Annotated in this window: 18 protein-coding genes; 5 read left to right on the top strand and 13 right to left on the bottom strand. The window is 36.3% G+C overall.

Going from position 1 to position 19,818, the window contains the following annotated elements; translation table 11 throughout:
* The first annotated feature begins 119 nt into the window (after positions 1-119).
* On the top strand, positions 120-728 hold the full coding sequence (locus tag C1631_RS19220) for a DUF4126 domain-containing protein (RefSeq protein ID WP_103247043.1): 609 nt from the start codon (positions 120-122) through the stop codon (positions 726-728).
* A gap of 37 nt (positions 729-765) precedes the next feature.
* Here C1631_RS19220 and C1631_RS19215 read toward each other — a convergent pair whose 3' ends face one another.
* The 12 genes from C1631_RS19215 to C1631_RS19165 form a co-directional block, all read right to left on the bottom strand.
* Positions 766-2,775 (bottom strand): tetratricopeptide repeat protein, encoded by a 2,010-nt coding sequence (locus tag C1631_RS19215; protein WP_103247042.1) that lies wholly within the window; start codon positions 2,773-2,775, stop codon positions 766-768.
* 1 nt (position 2,776) lies between these two features.
* Positions 2,777-3,328 (bottom strand): LPS assembly lipoprotein LptE, encoded by a 552-nt coding sequence (gene lptE, locus C1631_RS19210; protein WP_103247056.1) that lies wholly within the window; start codon positions 3,326-3,328, stop codon positions 2,777-2,779.
* The gene (locus C1631_RS19205; RefSeq protein WP_103247041.1) at positions 3,318-4,022 is read right to left on the bottom strand and encodes a hypothetical protein; all 705 of its coding nucleotides are present in this window, start codon (positions 4,020-4,022) and stop codon (positions 3,318-3,320) included. Before C1631_RS19205 ends, lptE begins: the two co-directional genes overlap by 11 nt.
* 15 nt (positions 4,023-4,037) lie before the next feature.
* Positions 4,038-5,324, bottom strand: a complete 1,287-nt coding sequence (locus C1631_RS19200; protein WP_103247040.1) for a sigma-54 interaction domain-containing protein — start codon at positions 5,322-5,324, stop codon at positions 4,038-4,040.
* 33 nt (positions 5,325-5,357) lie between these two features.
* Positions 5,358-6,155, bottom strand: a complete 798-nt coding sequence (locus C1631_RS19195; RefSeq protein WP_109713754.1) for a tetratricopeptide repeat protein — start codon at positions 6,153-6,155, stop codon at positions 5,358-5,360.
* Positions 6,127-6,294, bottom strand: coding sequence for a hypothetical protein (locus C1631_RS24210; protein WP_165828342.1), 168 nt, complete (start codon positions 6,292-6,294; stop codon positions 6,127-6,129). Before C1631_RS24210 ends, C1631_RS19195 begins: the two co-directional genes overlap by 29 nt.
* 160 nt (positions 6,295-6,454) lie before the next feature.
* The gene (gene miaB, locus C1631_RS19190; protein WP_103247038.1) at positions 6,455-7,891 is read right to left on the bottom strand and encodes a tRNA (N6-isopentenyl adenosine(37)-C2)-methylthiotransferase MiaB; all 1,437 of its coding nucleotides are present in this window, start codon (positions 7,889-7,891) and stop codon (positions 6,455-6,457) included.
* Positions 7,892-8,119: 228 nt separating this feature from the next.
* On the bottom strand, positions 8,120-8,599 hold the full coding sequence (locus tag C1631_RS19185; protein ID WP_109713752.1) for an energy transducer TonB: 480 nt from the start codon (positions 8,597-8,599) through the stop codon (positions 8,120-8,122).
* Positions 8,600-8,732: 133 nt separating this feature from the next.
* Positions 8,733-10,466 (bottom strand): thiamine pyrophosphate-dependent enzyme, encoded by a 1,734-nt coding sequence (locus C1631_RS19180; protein WP_103247036.1) that lies wholly within the window; start codon positions 10,464-10,466, stop codon positions 8,733-8,735.
* Positions 10,467-10,649: 183 nt separating this feature from the next.
* Positions 10,650-11,849, bottom strand: coding sequence for a diaminopimelate decarboxylase (lysA, locus tag C1631_RS19175; protein WP_185144682.1), 1,200 nt, complete (start codon positions 11,847-11,849; stop codon positions 10,650-10,652).
* Between the two features lie 259 nt (positions 11,850-12,108).
* Positions 12,109-13,332, bottom strand: coding sequence for a 3'-5' exonuclease (locus tag C1631_RS19170; protein WP_103247034.1), 1,224 nt, complete (start codon positions 13,330-13,332; stop codon positions 12,109-12,111).
* A 156-nt stretch (positions 13,333-13,488) separates the two neighbouring features.
* Positions 13,489-15,015, bottom strand: coding sequence for a helicase HerA-like domain-containing protein (locus tag C1631_RS19165; protein ID WP_103247913.1), 1,527 nt, complete (start codon positions 15,013-15,015; stop codon positions 13,489-13,491).
* Positions 15,016-15,363: 348 nt separating this feature from the next.
* Here C1631_RS19165 and C1631_RS19160 point away from each other — a divergent pair, with 348 nt between their 5' ends.
* The 4 genes from C1631_RS19160 (at position 15,364) to C1631_RS19145 (ending at position 18,752) form a co-directional block, all read left to right on the top strand.
* Positions 15,364-16,773, top strand: coding sequence for an MBL fold metallo-hydrolase (locus C1631_RS19160; protein WP_109713748.1), 1,410 nt, complete (start codon positions 15,364-15,366; stop codon positions 16,771-16,773).
* A gap of 1 nt (position 16,774) precedes the next feature.
* The gene (locus C1631_RS19155) at positions 16,775-17,146 is read left to right on the top strand and encodes a rhodanese-like domain-containing protein (RefSeq protein ID WP_103247915.1); all 372 of its coding nucleotides are present in this window, start codon (positions 16,775-16,777) and stop codon (positions 17,144-17,146) included.
* Between the two features lie 18 nt (positions 17,147-17,164).
* Positions 17,165-17,464 (top strand): thioredoxin family protein, encoded by a 300-nt coding sequence (locus tag C1631_RS19150; protein ID WP_103247916.1) that lies wholly within the window; start codon positions 17,165-17,167, stop codon positions 17,462-17,464.
* Between the two features lie 229 nt (positions 17,465-17,693).
* Complete coding sequence (locus tag C1631_RS19145; protein WP_103247917.1) at positions 17,694-18,752, top strand: tryptophan 2,3-dioxygenase family protein; 1,059 nt, start codon at positions 17,694-17,696, stop codon at positions 18,750-18,752.
* Positions 18,753-18,847: 95 nt separating this feature from the next.
* Here the strand turns inward: C1631_RS19145 and C1631_RS19140 are convergent, their stop codons facing one another.
* Complete coding sequence (locus tag C1631_RS19140) at positions 18,848-19,600, bottom strand: nitrilase-related carbon-nitrogen hydrolase (protein WP_103247918.1); 753 nt, start codon at positions 19,598-19,600, stop codon at positions 18,848-18,850.
* Positions 19,601-19,818: the final 218 nt, after the last annotated feature.

The raw sequence follows: 19,818 nt of genomic DNA, 5'->3' as shown, positions 1-19,818 counted from the left end.
TTAATATAATAGTTAACAATTTACCAATAAAACAACTGGCAATCCAAATCTCATGGGTTGTTTATCATTTCACATACTTTTTGTACTTTTAAGGGAAACAATAAATCTGAAAATTAATTATGTTAGACAACGTTCCCTACTTTTCGTATATCATCAGTGCATTTATTGGTATTGGCTTGGCGGCAGCCACAGGTTTCAGGGTCTTTCTCCCCATGTTCTTTGTAAGCCTGGCCTCTTACTTTCACTGGATTCCCATGAACGCCGAATTTGAGTGGCTTTCAGGTTTACCAACTCTGATCACAACAGGAATTGCAACAGTGGCTGAAATTCTGGCGTATTATATTCCTTTCATAGATCACCTATTAGATACCGTTTCCATTCCTTTGGCTACTGTAGCGGGATCTTTGTTGTTCGCAAGTCAATTTGCAGAGCTGGGAACTTTTCCACAGTGGGCATTGGCCTTAATTGCAGGCGGGGGAACCGCTGCCACTATCAGCTCCGGATTTGCAGGAATACGTGCCGCTTCTACCGCTACAACAGGAGGGCTGGGAAATTCTGTAGTAGGCACTACTGAAACTGCAGGAGCTGGAATTATGTCTATTTTAGCAATGGCGATGCCGGTTATTGCAGCTATTTTTGCAGTTATATTATTAATTCTTGTTGTTATATATGGGCGGAAAGCCTGGAGGAAATTAAAAGGTAATAAAAAAATTGCTGATCATTCATAAATAAAAAAAGGTGTAGTCTGATTACTACACCTTTTTCCTAGTTTTTGCTTCTGAAATCTTTTATTTCCTGAATTTTGGATGTAAAGTGTTCCTTTTTGTCAGGATTTTTCTTGATTAATATTTCAAATGCTTTGATCGCTTTGGTATATAATTTCTGTTCAAAATAGAGATTGGCTAATGTTTCAGTCATCAGGTGGGAAATATCATCATTTTTCTCTTTAATGACATAGGAACTCTCTTCTTTTAATTGACTGATCTTAGGATTATTTTCGATAAAAGTTTCAATCGCTTTTTCTTTGATAACCTCTTTTTCTTTTTCAATTTCGTCTGTTCTGTCAATCTTCAGCCAGCTTTGCCATGTATTGATAAAGCCGGGAACATTACTGTCCGCCAGAGATTGAGTATTTTTCATGGCTACTTCCTGCACCTTTTCGTTTTCTACAGGTTCTTCTTTGTTCTCTGTCTTTTTTCCTTCAACGTTTAAAGTCGAAATATCTGTACTAAAGAATGAAACATTCATTACAGGAGCTTCCTCTTTTGAAGTTTGCTTATCAGAAACCACTTGTACTTCTTCAGTATTTTCTGCAGTTTCTTCTTCTGTCTCCGGGTTTTCTTCGGATACAGGAACAAGATTTTCTTCAGCAGAGTGGTCTTCACTAGCAACAGGTTCTTCAGTCTGAGGGGTCTCCTCCTTAGTATTTGACAGTACTTCAGGATCTTTTTCTTCAGCAGAAATCGTTGCTGCAGGAGCTAAAACTTCTGCAGATTTATTGATTAAAGAATCAGGTACATTAGCCTCAACACTCATCGGCTTCCAGGCAGATTGCACTTCAACCTGAGGTACATCTTCCTGTTTTTCAACAATTGATAATACAGGTTCATCAGAAGGCTCCTGAAGCGCAATATTTATTTCTTCTGATGGTTCTGATTTTATTTCTTCAACCTCCGGCTTCGGAGATTCTTCTTTCTCAGTTGACCAGAAATGAAAGCTTTGAGTGTCTGCAAAACTGATTTCATGATCTTCTACTAATTCCGGCTCTTCCTGTTCTACCTGAGGAGCAGATTTAGTTTCTTTCATCTTTTTCTCAACTTCTTCAATCAGACGCCTCATTTCATCTTCATGTTTATTGGTATTGGGTTGAGAAACGTCAGCTGTTTCAGTAACTTCTTCACTATTTACCTGCATTTTTACTTCAGGTAAAAACTCTTCGGTACGGTGGAAGCTCAATTCCGCATCAGGTTCTTTATCAAGCTGTTCTTCATCAGAACTTATAACTTTTATATTCTCAGTCGCTGCATCTGTTTCTACAGACTCTTCAACCCTGTCTTGTTCAATATTAACTTCCGGTAAGAGGGATTCTGTTTCAAGGAAACTTACATTCTCTTCATCATCAATCTTTTTCTCTTCTTCTGCTGTAGAAATCTGATCTTCGTTGATGATCGTCTCCGGACTAAAGTTTTCTCCGGTATTTTCCTCAATCTCCTCTTGAATATCTACATCCTTTACAGGTTCAGATTTCTGAGTAACCAATGTTCCTGACTCCAGGGTAGATTCGATATCTATAGTTTCCGTATTGTTATCGTCAAGGAAATTTTCTTCTCCTTCAAATAAAATCCTGTTTCTCTCCCCATTTACGTAAATATGCTTAACGTCCTGTGGAGTTTGTAATGTACAAGCCTCACCTTCTGCTTCCTCAACAGAATTTGTTTCTTGTCTTTTAATAGGGAATCCCTTATAATAAGGGTACCTGGCTGTTTTGTCAGCAGATTTGGAGGGTTGTTTTTCCTCTGTAGATTCAGGTTTTGGTTCCTGTCTGATCTTTCCGTTGATCAGCTGATAAAGAATCTTTTTATCCGTGGTATAAGCTGCTGTTGTAGAGAGTTCTTTCTGATAATTTTCTTTTTCATACAAATGTACTCCATACAGATGTAGTGCTCTGATATTTTGAATATAAGGAAAAGCATGAATCTCTTCCTTCAAAAGACCAAGATCTTCTGACTGAATATTTTTCGGATTTTTTATTAACTCTAAAACTCTGGGATTCATCTTACCAATTCGCTACAATATCGTTAAATATCTTATTAATAATTCTTTCTGTAACAATCTTCACTTGAGAAGCTTCGATCTCACTTTGTGATAAGCTACTGTTAAAAGCAGCTTCATCACTATAGGTTCTGTCAAAACTGGAATCCGGATGTACTTTATTTTCGTAATGCACCTTTACAGTGATTGTAAGCTTATTCTGAGCCTGCTGAACCACCCCTCCGGAAGGGTTAGTCGTTGTATTGGAGCTGATTGTAGTAGCGCCAATAGTATAATCTGTAATTTCTCCTTCTATCAGAATATCAGGATTTTCTTTTGTACCCTTCAATGTGGTTCTCTGTAAAAATCTGTTCTGAATATCAGTTGAGAACTGTTGTGATAACGTTGGGTTTACAAGAGATGCATTATTGGGAAACTCATTAATCTGAACGGTTTTTTCATCTGTAAGGGATGATCCGGTAAAACTGTAGCATGAATTCAAAACCCCCAGCAAAGCAAATAGCATCACCATCAGTAGTGGTTGTTTCAGATTTATATTTTTAATTCTAGTATTCATTTTTAATTCCGATTTCAGTAATTTCATCATGCTCAATTTGTTGGATTGCATCTTCATAAGCAAAATAATTAGCCGTATACATAAATGGCATTGTAAGGAGAATTCCTATCCCACAGGCAATAATCCCAATCTGAGATAAAAGACTAACAACCATTGCAAAAAGAAAAATTGATAATAAATTTCCTGTGGTCATCACTTTTGAAATATTCCAGGCTGTTTTGATATCAGTAATTCCTTTTAAACTGATTAATGGAATGATATAGAACCCTTTTAGCACAAAATAATAAATAGCGGCAATTATTAAAAACATATAAGGAAATGCAAAAATCATAACCATAGGATTAGGCTCATTAGTCTGTGACATTGCCCCTGTTAAAGCCAATACTACAACCAACGGAATATAAAGCAATAGCACCCCTCCAAAAATAATAAGCTGTAAAATAAAATACGGCATGAAATCTTTAAAATCAAAAATTTCTCCAGGACTTGCTGGCTGGTTTCTGTGGAGCTTTTGAAGATACTTATATAAATTACCCATCGCTAATGCTGCACAAAAAGGAATAATAGACATGATAAAGCATACCAAAAATGCCACAAAAATATTTCCGAAATCTTTCTTTAAAAGATCAAATCCCTTGTTAATGTATTCTCCGAGTTTAAAATTGATCGGTTTAGGTGTTAAATTTACTTTCATTACTTAGTGTTCTTTTTAGTCTTCCAGGTTATATTGTTTTATTTTTCTATATAAAGTTCTCTGAGAAATCCCCAGCTCATCTGCAGCTCTGTTTCTACGTCCTTTGTGCTTTTCCAAAGCTTTGATAATCAAATCCTTTTCATTGTTTTGAAGAGAAAGAGATTCCGGTCTGTTTTCTTCTACTTCAATATCTTCTATGTCTTCGTAGCTGTCATCCGGATTTGAAATAATTGTTGGAGTCTGAACTTTCGGCTCCTCACCGTTTTCAAAATAAAGTAAAGAACCTGAGCTTACCTGTGGCTGGCTTTCAGGGGTATAAATCCTGTTGATCAGACTTTTCTCATGATTGCTAAGATCTCCTGCCCCTCTGTTCTTTATTAATTCCGAAGTTAAGGATTTTAAGTCATTAATATCATTTCGCATATCGAAGAGAATTTTATACATAATTTCTCTTTCGCTTCCGAAATCATTTTGCTTGGGTGTACTTTGTGTATTGACCACCATTGGAAGATGTGTCTCCATAGGAATATACTCTGCAAGCTTCTCGGCAGTGATATTTCTGTTTCTTTCCACTACAGTCATTTGCTCTACAAGGTTTCGCAATTGGCGGATATTCCCCGGGAAAGAATAATTTTCAATATAATGAACAGCACTAGGCTCCAGCTCTAATTCAGGCATTCTGTATTTTTCAGCAAAATCTATTGCAAACTTCCTGAATAGCAAATGAATATCCCCTTTTCTTTCTCTTAAAGGAGGCATGTCAATTTGAACGGTATTCAAACGATAGTATAAATCTTCACGGAACCTTCCATCATGAATAGCCTTCATCATGTTAACATTGGTAGCCGCCACAATTCTTACATTGGTCTTCTGTACCTGTGATGAACCTACCTTCATAAATTCTCCGCTTTCTAATACTCTTAAAAGGCGAACCTGCGTCTGTAAAGGAAGTTCTCCTACCTCATCCAGAAAGATCGTTCCTCCGTCAGCCACTTCAAAGTATCCCTTTCTTGTAGCCGTAGCTCCGGTAAAGGCTCCTTTCTCATGCCCGAATAATTCAGAATCTATTGTTCCCTCAGGAATAGCTCCACAGTTTACGACAATATAGGGTTGATGTTTTCTTCTGGATTCCGAATGGATAATTTTGGGAATAAATTCTTTCCCCACTCCACTCTCTCCTATTACAAGAACAGAAATATCCGTAGGTGCTACCTGAATGGATTTTTCTAAAGCCCGGTTGAGCACCGGAAAATTTCCGATAATTCCGAAACGATTTTTTATGCTTTGTAACTCGTTGCTCATAAGTAAATTTTTGATTATTGATTTAATGTTAATCTACAGCTCTTCAATCTGCTTTCTGTAGACTTTGTTAAAATGTTGAGTGTTGCCATCTTTCATGACCTTTCCTGCATCGTACGTCTGCAATGCTAACATTTTTAAATCCAAATAATCCTTGTTTCTTATTTTAGAAACTTTACTTTTAAAGTATATATTCTCTGCAAAGTCATATTCTTTGCTCTGTTGTTCAAAATTTTCAAGGGCTTTATCATATTTTCCCAACTGAAAATAAGTTACCCCCAGTTGGTAATGGTCAAACACCCCTTTCACATAGCCTCTTGCGGTCAGCAATCTTTCGATAATTCCTGCAGCTTTCTCCTTTTGACCGAAGCCACTGTAAGACATAGCCTTCACTATGTCCAGATCAGAATCTCCATTCCGAGATCTTCCAAGATCTTCAGGAGAGTATTTTTTTAATTCATCAAGATCCCTTATGGCACCACTGTAATCATGAAGAAACTGGAATTTGCCCCAGCCTCTGTGGCCCAGATTCTTTTTAGGATCAAGCTTTACCGCTTTATCAATAAGCTTTTTCCAGTTTACAAAATCCTCTGATCTTAAATAGGGAACTGTTTTTTCTTTAAAAGCAAAATCATTGGTGGGGCACAATTTTATCGCTTCGTCAAATAACTCCTGCGCATATTGTGTCCATTCAATTTTCTCGGCAAAATTAGATTTCTCACAGGATTCTTTACACTGGTCCGTTGTAAAAATATTACAATTGACCTGCGCCAAAGAAGTACTGTATATCAGTAAACCTAAAAAACTAAGGCAAAACTTCAACGATTTTTCCATTTTCTATTTTATAGGTCAGGTATTGATAATAATCTATTTTTTTACTTTCCATTTGTTTAACTTTCCAGCCTTTCAGGGATTTTGTATTAACAAACGCGTTGCCAACCTTTACCTCTATCCTGTTCTTTATATTTCTCATTCATTTGCTGAACTCTGAATAGCCCTGATTTTCACTCACAATTTACTAAAAATATGATGGTAATATATCCTTTAGTATCTTTATTTCCGTTTATTTTTAATGTTCTAAGTTGTTTTTCAATTAAACTTTTTTATAAAAAGAGAAACAATATATTTTAAAATTATGCTTCCAGTCTCCCTAAAAGCGTGCCCTGGGTATTGTCGTAGACAAAAACGTCCACAATGTCACCTATTTCCTGTCCTTCAAGTTTATCAAAGACGCAAACGGCATTTTGAGAGTTTCTGCCTTTCCACTGGTCTGCATTCTTTTTGGAGGTTCCTTCAATTAAAATCTGATGTACTCTTCCCACATAAGACTCCATTCTTTTTCTGGAGAGCTCACCTTGTAATGCAATAACCTCAGCCAGACGTCTTTGCTTCACGTCAGCAGGAATATTATCTTCCATCTTTTTATGAGCAGGGGTTCCCGGTCTTTCTGAGTAAGCAAACATATAACCGTAGTCATATTCTACTTCTCTCATCAGACTCAATGTATCCTGGTGATCTTCTTCTGTTTCGTTACAGAAACCAACAATCATGTCTTGGGAAAAGGCTACTTCCGGAACAATTTCCTTTGCTTTTCTGATCAGCTCAAGATATTCTTCACGGGTATGCTGTCTGTTCATTGCTTCAAGCATATTATTGCTTCCACTCTGAACAGGAAGGTGTACATATTTACAGATATTATCATGTTTTGCCATCATTTTGAACACATCAAGACTCATATCCTGAGGATTGGAAGTCGAGAATCTGATTCTCATTTCCGGAACTGCCTTAGCTACCAGATCAAGAAGTTGTGCAAAATTCACTGCTGTAGCTTTCTGCATTTCAGAAGCTTTGGCAAAATCTTTTTTAGGACCTCCTCCATACCATAGGTAAGAGTCTACATTTTGTCCTAAAAGAGTAATTTCTTTATATCCGTTATTTGCAAGATCTTTACATTCTTCTATAATAGAATGAGGATCACGGCTTCTTTCTCTTCCTCTTGTAAACGGAACCACACAGAAGGTGCACATATTATCACAACCTCTCGTAATGGTTACAAAAGCGGTAACTCCGTTTCCTCCTAAACGAACAGGATTGATATCTGCGTACGTCTCTTCTTTTGAAAGGATCACGTTGATTGCATCCCTTCCATCGTCTGTTTCTTTTAAAAGATTCGGCAGATCTCTATAGGCATCGGGACCTACTACAAGATCAACAAGTTGTTCTTCTTCAAGGAATTTGGTTTTTAATCGTTCCGCCATACATCCCAGAACACCAACCGTCATATTGGGTCTTTCTTTCTTAAGATTTTTGAACTGCGAAAGACGCATTCTTACTGTTTGTTCCGCCTTTTCACGAATAGAACATGTATTTAACAAAATAAGGTCTGCTTCCTCAACCTTCATTGTCGTATTATACCCTTGTTCATTAAGGATAGATGCAACAATCTCAGAGTCAGAGAAATTCATCTGACAACCGTAGCTTTCTAAAAACAGTTTCTTAGAGTTTTCAGGTCTTTCAGCAATAGCAAAAGCTTCTCCCTGTTTTGTTTCGTCTATATATTTTTCCTGCACGATAATCAATTTAAGGTCCGGAATTTAAAACTCAAGATATAATGTATAATGAATTTTAAAATACGAACAGATAAGTTTGCAAAGATACAAAATATTGTGACAGAATGTCAGGGCTATTTTCTGGTATATTGAGCTAACTTTTCAATAAAGAAATATTTGTTAATTAGAGTGTCCCGAGTATGTTCTTAAAAAATAGCAAGAATACAACAAGAATACAATATCAATACTTTACATGTCTATAGAAACGGAAGTAAAGTTCATTTTAACTTTCAGGTCAGATTTCACAGGCTCCCCGTTACAAGTTGCGGGTGCCCAGTTTTTCTTAATTCTTCTGATCACATATTGCATATCATCAAAGAACACCTTACTGTTTAAGACTTTAGGGTTTCCAGTAATATCAATCACTTTACCTGTTTCATCAATGGTCAATGTAAATGTAAAATCTCCAGTCAAGGTATAGAAATCCGCATTGAGATACGTATACATATATTTACTTAAAAGATCTTTATAGGCAGCAACGCCTCCTTCAAAAGCTACTGGTTTAAAATCATTACATTTAACGGCAACCTGTAAGAAAGGTTCCCTGATATCTATTTTAAAAAGATTCTTATTGCTTTCTACATTAAAAGAATCATCTCTTTCTTCAACATCCTGGGCAAAGCAAAAATTTGCAACACAAAGAGCAAGAAATAAGAATATAGTTTTCATAACTTAGTTTTGACCGTTAATTATTAAGCAAAGGTAAATATTTACCGGGCTTATTAAAAAGAAAACTTCACACCGTGTGTGAAGTTTATAAATTTATGATTGAAAATTCAAGTTTCGATCCCTTTTATATTTGCTATAGCAAGCCTTTAACGTGCTTATAGTTACTTTTCACGGTTTCAAATACTTCATTCATTTTTCCACCAAGCATGAGCTGTGCCATAGATTTTGTCATTCCCAGCACCTGCTCAAATTCAATTTTTGGAGGAAGTGCTAATGCATTAGGATTAGTAAATATGTTCAGAAGGTAAGGGCCATTATAATCCAGACATTCTTTGATTGCATTTTCCACTTCTTCAGGATGATGTACATTTTTTCCGGGATACCCCATTGCCTGTGCTACCATAGCAAAGTCCGGATTAATCATATCAGTTTCATTGTCCGGCATACCTCCTACTTCCATTTCCAATTTCACCATTCCAAGTGTCCTGTTATTGAAAACAATTAATTTCACCGGAAGTTTGTACTGAAAAATAGTCGCCATATCTCCCAATAGCATAGAAAGGCCTCCGTCTCCGCACATCGCAATTACCTGCCTATCCGGATGTGCCAGGGAAGCTCCTATAGCCATCGGCATCGCATTGGCCATTGACCCGTGATTGAATGATCCAAGCATTTTCCTTTCTCCTGTTCCTGTAATAAATCTGGCCCCCCAGACACAGCACATTCCAGTATCTACTGTAAAAATAGCATCTTTTTTAGCCAGCCGATCCAAAGTGTGAGCTACATATTCCGGTTGGATAGCATTTTCTTTTCCAAAATCTTTGACATATTCAAGTTGATTTTCTTTTACCTTTCCATAAAACTCCAGTTGTTCATTGAGGAAATGAGCATCTGTTTTTTCATTCAATAGAGGAAGTAACGCTTTAATAGTTTCTTTAACGTCTCCCGTTAGCCCCATCTCCAATTTAGCTCTTCGCCCCAATCTCTCCGGACTTTCATCAATCTGTACAATCTTATTTTTTACGGGCATGAATTTCTGATAAGGGAAATCGGTTCCGAGAAGAATGACCACATCTGCTTCATGCATTGCGTGATATGCTGAGGGGAAACCCAGCAGACCAGTAAGACCTATTTCATTAGGATTATTAGGCTGGATAGCCATCTTCCCACGAAACGAATAGCCTACAGGAGATTTTAATAACCCGGATAACTGAATGACTTCTGCACTTGCCTCTGCTGCACCTATTCCACAGTAAAGTGTAACTTTCTTATTTTCGTTGATCAAAGCTGCAAGCTGTTTTAATTCTTCATCTGAAGGTCTGATGACAGGATTTGTTTTAAAAACCTGTGCAGATGTAGCAGCCGCTTCCGCATCCAGTTCTGACACATCTCCGGGAAGGCCGATTACCGCTACTCCTTTTTTAGAAATCGCGTGCTGGATGGCTGTTTGAATGGTCCTTTGTACCTGTTCAGGTCGTGTAATCATCTGATTGTAATAACTGCAATCATCAAATAACTTGATTGTATTGGTTTCCTGGAAATAGTCCATTCCCATTTCGTCACTGGGAATAGTAGATGCAATCACCAGCATAGGAACGTGTGAGCGATGCGCTTCATATACTCCATTGATTAAATGAACATGCCCGGGGCCACAACTTCCGGCACATACCGCAAGACCATCCAATTCCGCCTCCGCAGCAGCAGCGTAGGCCCCCACTTCTTCATGTCGTACATGAATCCATTGGATGCTGCTTTTTTTAACTGCAATATTGAGATGATTGAGACTATCTCCTGTTACTGCATAAATTCTTTTCACATTGGCATTCTCGAGCATTTCAACAATCTGCTCTGCTATATTTTGGGCCATAATTAATTGATTTGATGTTTGTTTTGAGTAAAATAACGACATTAAAAAGCTGTCCTCCTATCAAATTTAGCTAATTAAATTGAACCTTCCATAGAATTCCCATGTTAAAAATTGGTAATGTTTTTAATATTGAAAACAAAAACGGCCGCCCAAAAGGACAGCCGTTCATTTTATTTTTTTTACTTAGATAACTTCGATCTGATTTCTCAATAAATCATCAAATTCATCTCTCTTACGGATCAGGTGAGCTTTTCCGTCAAGGAATAAAACCTCAGCAGGTTTCAATCTTGAGTTGAAGTTTGAGCTCATTTCAAAACCATAGGCTCCAGCATTATGGAAGGCAAGAATATCTCCTTCTCTTACTTCGTTCAGTTTCCGGTCCCATGCAAACGTATCTGTTTCACAAATATTTCCTACTACTGTATAAATTCTTTCTGCTCCTTTTGGATTTGATAAGTTTTCAATCAGGTGGTAAGAATCGTAGAACATGGGACGGATCAAATGATTAAATCCGGAATTTACTCCTACGAAAACAGTGGCAGTCGTTTGTTTAATTACATTAGCTTTTACCAAAAGGTATCCGCTTTTTCCAACCAAAAATTTCCCAGGCTCGAACCAAAGTTCGAATTTTCTTCCTGTTGATTTTGAGAAATCACCTAAAACTTTCTCTACTTTTTTACCTAAAGTTTTAACGTCTGTTTCTTCTTCTGTATCCTGGTACGGAATTTTGAACCCACTTCCCATATCCAGATATTTCAGATTTGGAAAATGTTCAGAGAGCTCCAACATAATGTCCAGAGCCTGCAGAAATACATCCGGATCTTTAATCTCACTTCCCGTGTGCATGTGAAGCCCTTCCACATTTACATTTGTACTCTTCATCACTCTTTCAATGTGACGAAGCTGGTGAATAGAGATTCCGAACTTACTGTCGATATGTCCTGTTGAAATTTTATAGTTACCTCCGGCAAAAATATGCGGGTTGATTCTTACAAAAATAGGATAAGAATTTCCATATTTATTCCCGAACTGCTCAAGAATAGAAATGTTATCAATGTTAATATGAACTCCAAAAGTCATTGCCTCTTCTATTTCAGCCAGGTCAACACAATTTGGAGTGAACAATATTTTCTCTTTCGGAAATCCTGCCTTTAATCCAAGTTTGACCTCATTAATAGATACACAATCCAAAGAAGCACCCAGATTCTTGACGTACTTAAGGATATTGATGTTTGTCAATGCCTTCGCTGCATAGAAGAACTTTGTGTGTTTTAAAAAAGAAGATGTAAGTTTTTCGTATTGAATTTTGATGGATTCCGCATCATAAACGTACACCGGCGTGCCAAACTCATTGGCAATCTTTAATAATTCTTTTGAATTCATAATTTCATTTTAACATAAAAAAAGGCAGATTCTTACAAAAAAGAGTCTGCCACATTGATTATTTTTTATGCAAGACAACTCTTTTAAATATTCCAAACCTTAGAGAACCTTACAGCTCCCTTTTTTCCAGTTTTAATTTGTTTAAAATTTTGCATTGCTCTATTTATTTTTTGCAAAAATACTATTTATTTTTTATTTCAAGAAATTGATTAACAAAGCATCTCCCTCCTGAAAAAACCTGTACCGTTTTAATTCTCTATCATTTCGGCAACGGTAAAGTCTCGAAATCACCACGAAGTAGCGCTAACTGCAGTTCATTATTCAAATCAACAGAAGACATTGGGAGGTCAATTTTAAGTTTAGCCAGCTTACTCAACGTTTGAATCTGCGTAAACAGTTCATAGAATCCAAACGACAAAACCTTTCCGTTTTCAATAATTAAAAATAATTTCTCTCCTAATTTTCTTCCTGTACCCAGCCATAATTCGTTTCTTTTTTTGAATTCTATTCTTTGTTTTAATACAGCAAAATCATTGAATTCTTCCTGAGAGCCAATAAATTGAACCGCTTTCATTCCCTGAGTAAAAGATCTGAATTTCAGAACAGGTTTTTCCGTTTTATTCAGGTTATTTTTCTCAACAACATATTTATGGTTCCTGAAATACAACCCGAAAGGAAACACTTCTTTCTTTTTGATATTCTTAGAGTTAAGAATCAATTTGGCAATAATATCCGTCCCGGTAAGTTCAAAATTAATTTGTTCTACCCTGTTCTGGATTTGTTCCCATTTTTTTGATTTTGAATTGAATACTTTTTTCGAAAATTTATTAATATCCTGAACATAATCAGAGAAAATGATTTTCCCAGCTTCATCCTGAAAATAAACAAACCCTTTGTCATTCGGGAGATCCTGGGTCAATACTTTAACCTTATTAATATATGATTTAGCATTGGTTTCCTCATGCTGTTTCTGAATAATCTCGTTTTCAGTATCTTTTGATATTAAAAGTTTGAACAGTTCCAGGGTTGCTCTGGCGTCTCCTTCAGCTCTGTGATGATTCGTCAATGGAATACCCAATGATTTCACCAGTTTTCCCAATGAATAACTTACCTCATCCGGAATCAGCTTTTTTGCCAAAGGAATTGTATCTAAAGTATTGATTTTAAAATCATACCCTAATCTTTTAAACGACTGGCGAAGCATTCGGTAGTCAAAATCAATATTATGTCCGACCAATGTTGTATTCTGCGTTATCTCAATAATTCTTTTGGCTAATTCATGAAATTTAGGCGCAGTTTTTACCATTTTGGGAGTAATACTGGTCAGTTTTTGTACAAAAGGAGTAATATCACTTTCAGGGTTTACCAAAGAGATAAACTGGTCAGTAATCTTCTGACCATCATACCTGTAGATGGCAACATCGATAATGCACTCATTTCTATAACCTGCACCATTACTTTCTATATCTATAATCGAATACATTGATTTCCCGTTAACTGCTGTTTATATTTATTAATTTCTACCCTACTATTGAATACCAAAATCCGGCAATTTTCCCTCCATTAGTAATGGTATAACCTGCTAAAGTAACAAAAAATATATCAAATATAACAGGTTATAAAACTTATATCTTGTGGTTTATCTTCTTCTGCCTCCTAAGCCAAACATTCCAAGAATAGCTTTAGCCCCTTCTCTCATTAGAGTATTGGTAAAAGTTCTTCCCGCCTGGCTCTGCAAAACCTGCTCAAACATTCCCGGTTCTTCTTTTACAGGTTTTGTTTTTTGATTAGGCGTTGGGTTTTGGGCAGCTTGCTCCATTCTGTTGGTCAACATTTCATATGCAGACTCTCTATCAATGGCTTCTTCATATTTTGCTACCAAAGCTGATGTGCTCGTTAAGTCAGAAATTTCTGTTTCGTTTAACACATCCATTCTTGACTCCGGAGAGATCAGGTAAGTATGCACCAATGGAGTAGGAATTCCTTTTTCATCTAAAGCAGTAACAAAAGCTTCTCCAATTCCTAAGCTCTGAATCAGTGTTGAAGCATTATAATATTCTGTTGTGGGATAATTTTCAACTGCTTTGGAAATTTCTTTTTTATCTTTAGCCGTAAAGCCTCTCAAGGCATGTTGAATCTTTAACCCTAATTGTGACAATACATTTTCAGGAACATCACCCGGAATCTGTGTAATAAAATAGATCCCAACTCCTTTGGAACGAATCAGCTTTACCATGGTTTCAATCTGCGACAGAAGAGCTTTTGATGCTTCATCAAAAATCAGGTGAGCTTCATCAATAAACAGTACCAGTTTCGGCTTTCCACTATCACCTTCTTCAGGAAAGGTCATATAAATTTCCGCAAAAAGTGAAAGCATAAAGGTAGAAAACAACTGTGGTTTATTCTGAATATCGGATACTCTTAAAATATTAACCACACCTTTCCCATCTCTTGTTTCCAGCAGATCCTGTACGTCAAAACTTAATTCTCCAAAAAAGTCTGCTGCTCCCTGCTGTTCCAATGCAACGATTGATCTTAAAATAGTTCCTAATGAAGCCGATGCTATAGATCCGTAGTTGGCTGCAAGTTCTGCTTTACCCTGAGCATTATCGGTGACATATTGTAAAACTTTCTTTAAATCTTTCAGATCAATCAATGGAAGGCCTTTATCATCACAATATTTAAAGACGATAGACATAATACTTTGCTGGGTGTCATTGAGCTCCAAAATTTTACTCAGCAAAACAGGTCCGAATTCTGTAACAGTAGCTCTGAGCTTCACTCCTTTTTCTCCGGAAATAGTCATGAGCTCTACGGGAAACCCTTGAGGAGTATAAGGAAGCTGGGTCTTTGCATACCTTTCTTCAATGATAGAATTCATCTGACCCGCCTCCGCAATTCCTGAAAAATCCCCTTTGATATCCAGTACCATAGAAGGAATTCCCTGATGTGAAAGTTGCTCTGCAAATACCTGTAATGTTTTTGTCTTTCCTGTTCCGGTTGCGCCAGCAATAAGACCATGACGGTTGATTGTTTTCAAAGGAATAGTAACGTTCACTTCAGGAACGACCTCTCCATCCAACATCCCCTTTCCCAATATAATATGATCTCCTTTTGGAGTATATCTAGCATTTAGTTCTTCAATAAATTGTGTTTTGTCTGCCATCTGATACTTTTTTAACCTATAAATATAAAAGTTTTTTGTAAAATATTTAATGATGTTTCCCGTTGAAGTCCTATCAATAGTTGAGAAACATTTTGCATCATATAAGCAAAATCCAAACCATCATTCCCAAACCAGAATTAAAACCATTAAACAAGCCTCTGCCAAGGGTGAACATGATAAAAAACAGCATTTGCAAATTAACATTATGTAAGGCATTCTTTTTGCTTAAAAACAGACAACATTAAACATTCGTTTAACAAAGTATTGAAAGAAACTATCAATGGGATTTAACATTTCATTTAGAATTTATCTAATACTTTGTATCTTTAACTATTAAAAAAAGACCCAATGAAAGTTGAACAAATATATACGGGCTGTCTGGCTCAGGGAGCTTATTATATTGTATCAGAAAACGAAGCGGCAATTATTGATCCGCTTAGAGAAGTCACTCCTTATCTGGACCGTCTGAACAAAGACAACGTCACTTTAAAATATATTTTTGAAACTCACTTCCATGCAGATTTTGTCTCAGGACATTTGGATTTGAGCAAAAAAACAGGTGCACCCATTGTTTATGGACCTACTGCAGCTCCTGAATTTGAGACTATCATTGCCGAAGACAATCAGATCTTTGAGATTGGAAAAGTAAAAATAAAGGTATTGCATACTCCCGGACATACTATGGAAAGCAGTACTTACTTGTTAATTGACGAAAATGGTACTGAAACAGCTATTTTCACAGGAGATACCTTATTTTTAGGTGACGTAGGAAGGCCTGATCTTGCCCAAAAAGCGACCAGCCTTACTCAGGAAGACCTTGCGGGAATATTATATGATAGTCTTCAAAACAAGATTATGCCCCTGGATGACAGTATTACTGTTTATCCTGCCCATGGAGCTGGTTCTGCTTGTGGAAAAAACATGCAAAAAGAAACAGTAGATATTCTGGGAAATCAAAAAAAGACCAACTACGCACTTAATCAACCAGATAAAGCATCTTTCATCAAAGAAGTACTTGACGGTTTAACCGCTCCTCCAAAATATTTCGGAATGAATGTAGCCCTGAATAAAGGGGGATATGAAAGTTTGGATATCGTAATGGACAAGGGATTACAACCTGTTGCTCCTGAAAATTTTGAAGCGTTGGCAGAAGAAACCGGTGCTTTGATCTTGGACACCAGAGGAGCTGCGGAATTCCACAAAGGCTTTGTTCCCAACTCGATCAATATAGGACTCAAGGGTGACTTTGCACCATGGGTTGGAACTTTGATTATTGATGTAAAACACCCATTGTTACTGATCACCGATGAAGGAACTGAAGAGGAAGTTATCACCAGACTTAGCAGAGTAGGTTTTGACAATGTCGTAGGTTATTTACAGGGAGGTTTTGAAGCATGGAAAAATACAGGTAAAGAAATTGATGAAATTAAAAGAATCACACCAATAGAATTTGCAGAACAATTTTCGGATAAATCAACGGTAATTGATGTCAGAAAACTGACTGAATATTCTGCAGAACATATCGATAATGCTTATAATAAGCCATTAGATGCCATCAGTGATTGGGCTCGTACTATTGATGATTCTGAGCATTTCTTTCTTCATTGTGCAGGAGGTTACAGAAGCATGATCGCAGCTAGTATTCTTAACTCTCACGGCATCAGGAATTTCACTGAAATAGAAGGAGGTTTCAACGGAATCAAAAAAACAGAAAAGTTTCCTACAACGGATTTTGTTTGCCAATCCAAAACATCTTAATATGAAAATTAAGTTTTTTGGACTACTGGTAGCGACAGCCACTATATTGAGTGCTTGCAAAACAACCCAAACTGCTGATATTTCTAAAATAAATATTAAACAGGTGGTAACCAGTCCTGATGTAACATTGGTAGATGTGAGAATTCCGGAACAGTATACTGCAGGAACGGCGAAGGGCGCTATCAACATTCCTTTGGCTGAACTTCAAAACAATATCGGAACCCTTAAAGGTAAAAAGGTAGTGGTTTTCTGCAATAAAGGGATACAGGCAGATCAGGCTATGGAGATTTTAAAGAAAAATGGTGTAGAAGCTTATGATGGAACCAGCTGGAAAAATGTAAAAGCCATTCAGAACGAAACTGAAAAAAAATAACCGAATAAAGACCAGACTATGTCACAAAAATTTCAGGAAATCATTAATTCCGACAGACCAGTACTTATTGATTTTTTCGCTACTTGGTGCCAACCTTGTAAGGTACAGTCTTCGGTTTTAAATACAGTAAAAGAAAATATTGGTGAAGGAGCCAGAATTATCAAAGTAGATGTGGACCAGTATCCTGCGATCGCTGCACAATATGGCGTTCGTGGTGTACCGACACTTGCCATCTTCAAAAACGGAGAACTTCTATGGAAAGAAAGCGGAGTACATGATGTGAATACATTGACCCATCTTCTGCAACAATATATTTAACCTATCATTCACACACTGTATTGACTCTAGTAGATTTTACCGTGTGTGAATTCTTTTTAAACAGATGTCTAAGCTTTAAAACAGCATCACTGTTTTTACATTTCTTTTGTTCGTTTGAACAATACAAAAACAATTATTATTTCTTTTATGCATCATATATTGATGAAATCACAAAAATTTAGATAATATATTTACAACACTCTATCTAATTTTTGTATTTTAGTCGTTTATGGAAAAGACAAATTTAAGACCCCCTGTTTACTATAGCGAATATTTACAACTTCATAAAATACTGGACGCTCAACTGCCTGAAAGTGAGAAAGAAGGCATCAAAGCAGATGATGAAATGCTATTTATCGTTATTCATCAAACTTATGAACTTTGGTTCAAACAAATCCTGCATGAGATCACTATTGTAAGAAACATTTTTAAACAACCTAACGTTTCCGACAATTCTCCGGATATATATAATGCTGTTTCCAGATTAAAACGTGTTTGTGAAATCATAGAAGTCCTGGTACAGCAAATGAGTATTTTAGAAACAATGACTCCATTAGATTTCTTAGATTTCAGAGATCTTTTACGTCCGGCTTCAGGTTTTCAAAGTATTCAATTTAAGATTATAGAAGCATTATTAGGATTGGAATACAAAAACCGTTTTGGTCAGGAGTATTATCTTCAACAGCTAAACGAAACAGATCGTCAAAAAGTAATTGACGCTGAAGCGGAAGTTTCTTTAATCAAATTACTAAACAACTGGCTGGAAAGAATGCCTTTCACACAATTTGAAAAGTACTGGCAGATTTCTGAAAATAGTGAAACCCACGAAAAGCAATCCTTCTTCAATATTTACAGAGAACAATATTTATCGTCATTACAACCTGCTGAAATGGCAAATTTAGAAGTTTTTGATATGCTTTTTATGAATGAAGGAAATTATCCTACAGACCGTAGATTAAGCATTGAAGCCAGCAAAAACGCGTTATTCATTATGTTATACCGTGACTACCCGTTATTACATTTACCATACGAGCTACTGAGCTTATTACTAGAAATAGATGAGCAATTATCATTGTGGAGATACAGACACATACATATGGTACAAAGAACAATCGGAAAACGTATCGGTACAGGAGGTTCTACCGGAGGAGATTATTTAAAGTCTGCTGCCGATCAACATGTTATTTTTAAAGAGATTGCAGAATTAAACTCTTTTCTATTACCAAAAAATATGCTGCCTAAATTACCGGAAAATTTAGTAAAAGACCTTTGTTATTCAAGAGAGTAATTCAGATAGGTCTTACAAATAATAATAAGCTCCGTGTAAATATTTACATGGAGCTTATTATATCATTACTAATGTTGTTAAGAATTAAATGAAAACTATAACTGAACCGTAAAAGTATCTCTATCGTTTAAAAACTGGAAGTGCTCTCTAAAGTCTGTCAATTCATCCATATTCAGCTCTGCAGATACAATATTGTCATTTTTATGAGAGAGTTCTTTCCCATCTGCAAAAAAGCAATGGGAACTTTCCTGATATACCAGATTATTTCCGTCTGTTCCTATTCTGTTTAAGCCAAAAACAAATGAAAGATTTTCAATTGCTCTGGCTTTTAAAAGATGTTCCCAGGCTCCTACCCTCTTATCGGGCCAGTTGGCAACGTACAAAATAGCATCATAGTCATCATTATTTCGTGCAAAAACAGGAAAACGAAGATCGTAGCAAACCTGAAGCAGAAACCGTATTCCTTTATACTCAACAATAACCCTGTTCTTTCCCGGCGTATATACCTTATCTTCTCCTGAAAAAGAAAATAAATGTCGTTTATTATAAAAAGTCGTTTCATTATCCGGTTGCACAAAATACATCCTGTTATAAAACTTACCATACTGCTCTACAGGAGCACTTCCACAGAAAGCTGCATTTTTTTCTTTTGAGATTTTTTTTAAAAATTCCAGAGACTCCTCATTTCTGTCTGAAACCTCCGAAGCATCCATGCAAAAACCTGTTGAAAACATTTCAGGAAGCAGAAACAGATCTGCGTCTATATTTTGCAGCTCGTTTTCAATAATTTTAAAATTTTCAGTTTTATTTTTCCAGACGATATCTAAATTAAGTCCTACAACTTTCATCTTTTATTATTTTAAATTAGTAAATAATGCGATTTATAAAAATACGGCTTTTCTGTTTACAAAAAGAAAATTTAGCCAGGAGAATCAAACGTCGGATGACTAAAAAGATAGCTCCACAGACACAGGATGAATTTCTTAATAATTTATTAAAGTCTTTCAATTTTATGGTCTTGTATGTCTTTCGGTTTTATTTTTGATGCAAATATTTTTTTAAAATC

It is taken from the genome of Chryseobacterium phosphatilyticum, assembly GCF_002899825.2.
Taxonomy (GTDB): domain Bacteria; phylum Bacteroidota; class Bacteroidia; order Flavobacteriales; family Weeksellaceae; genus Chryseobacterium; species Chryseobacterium phosphatilyticum.
Note: the sequence above shows the minus strand (reverse complement) of the source record. Positions and strands in the feature narration are given on the sequence as shown.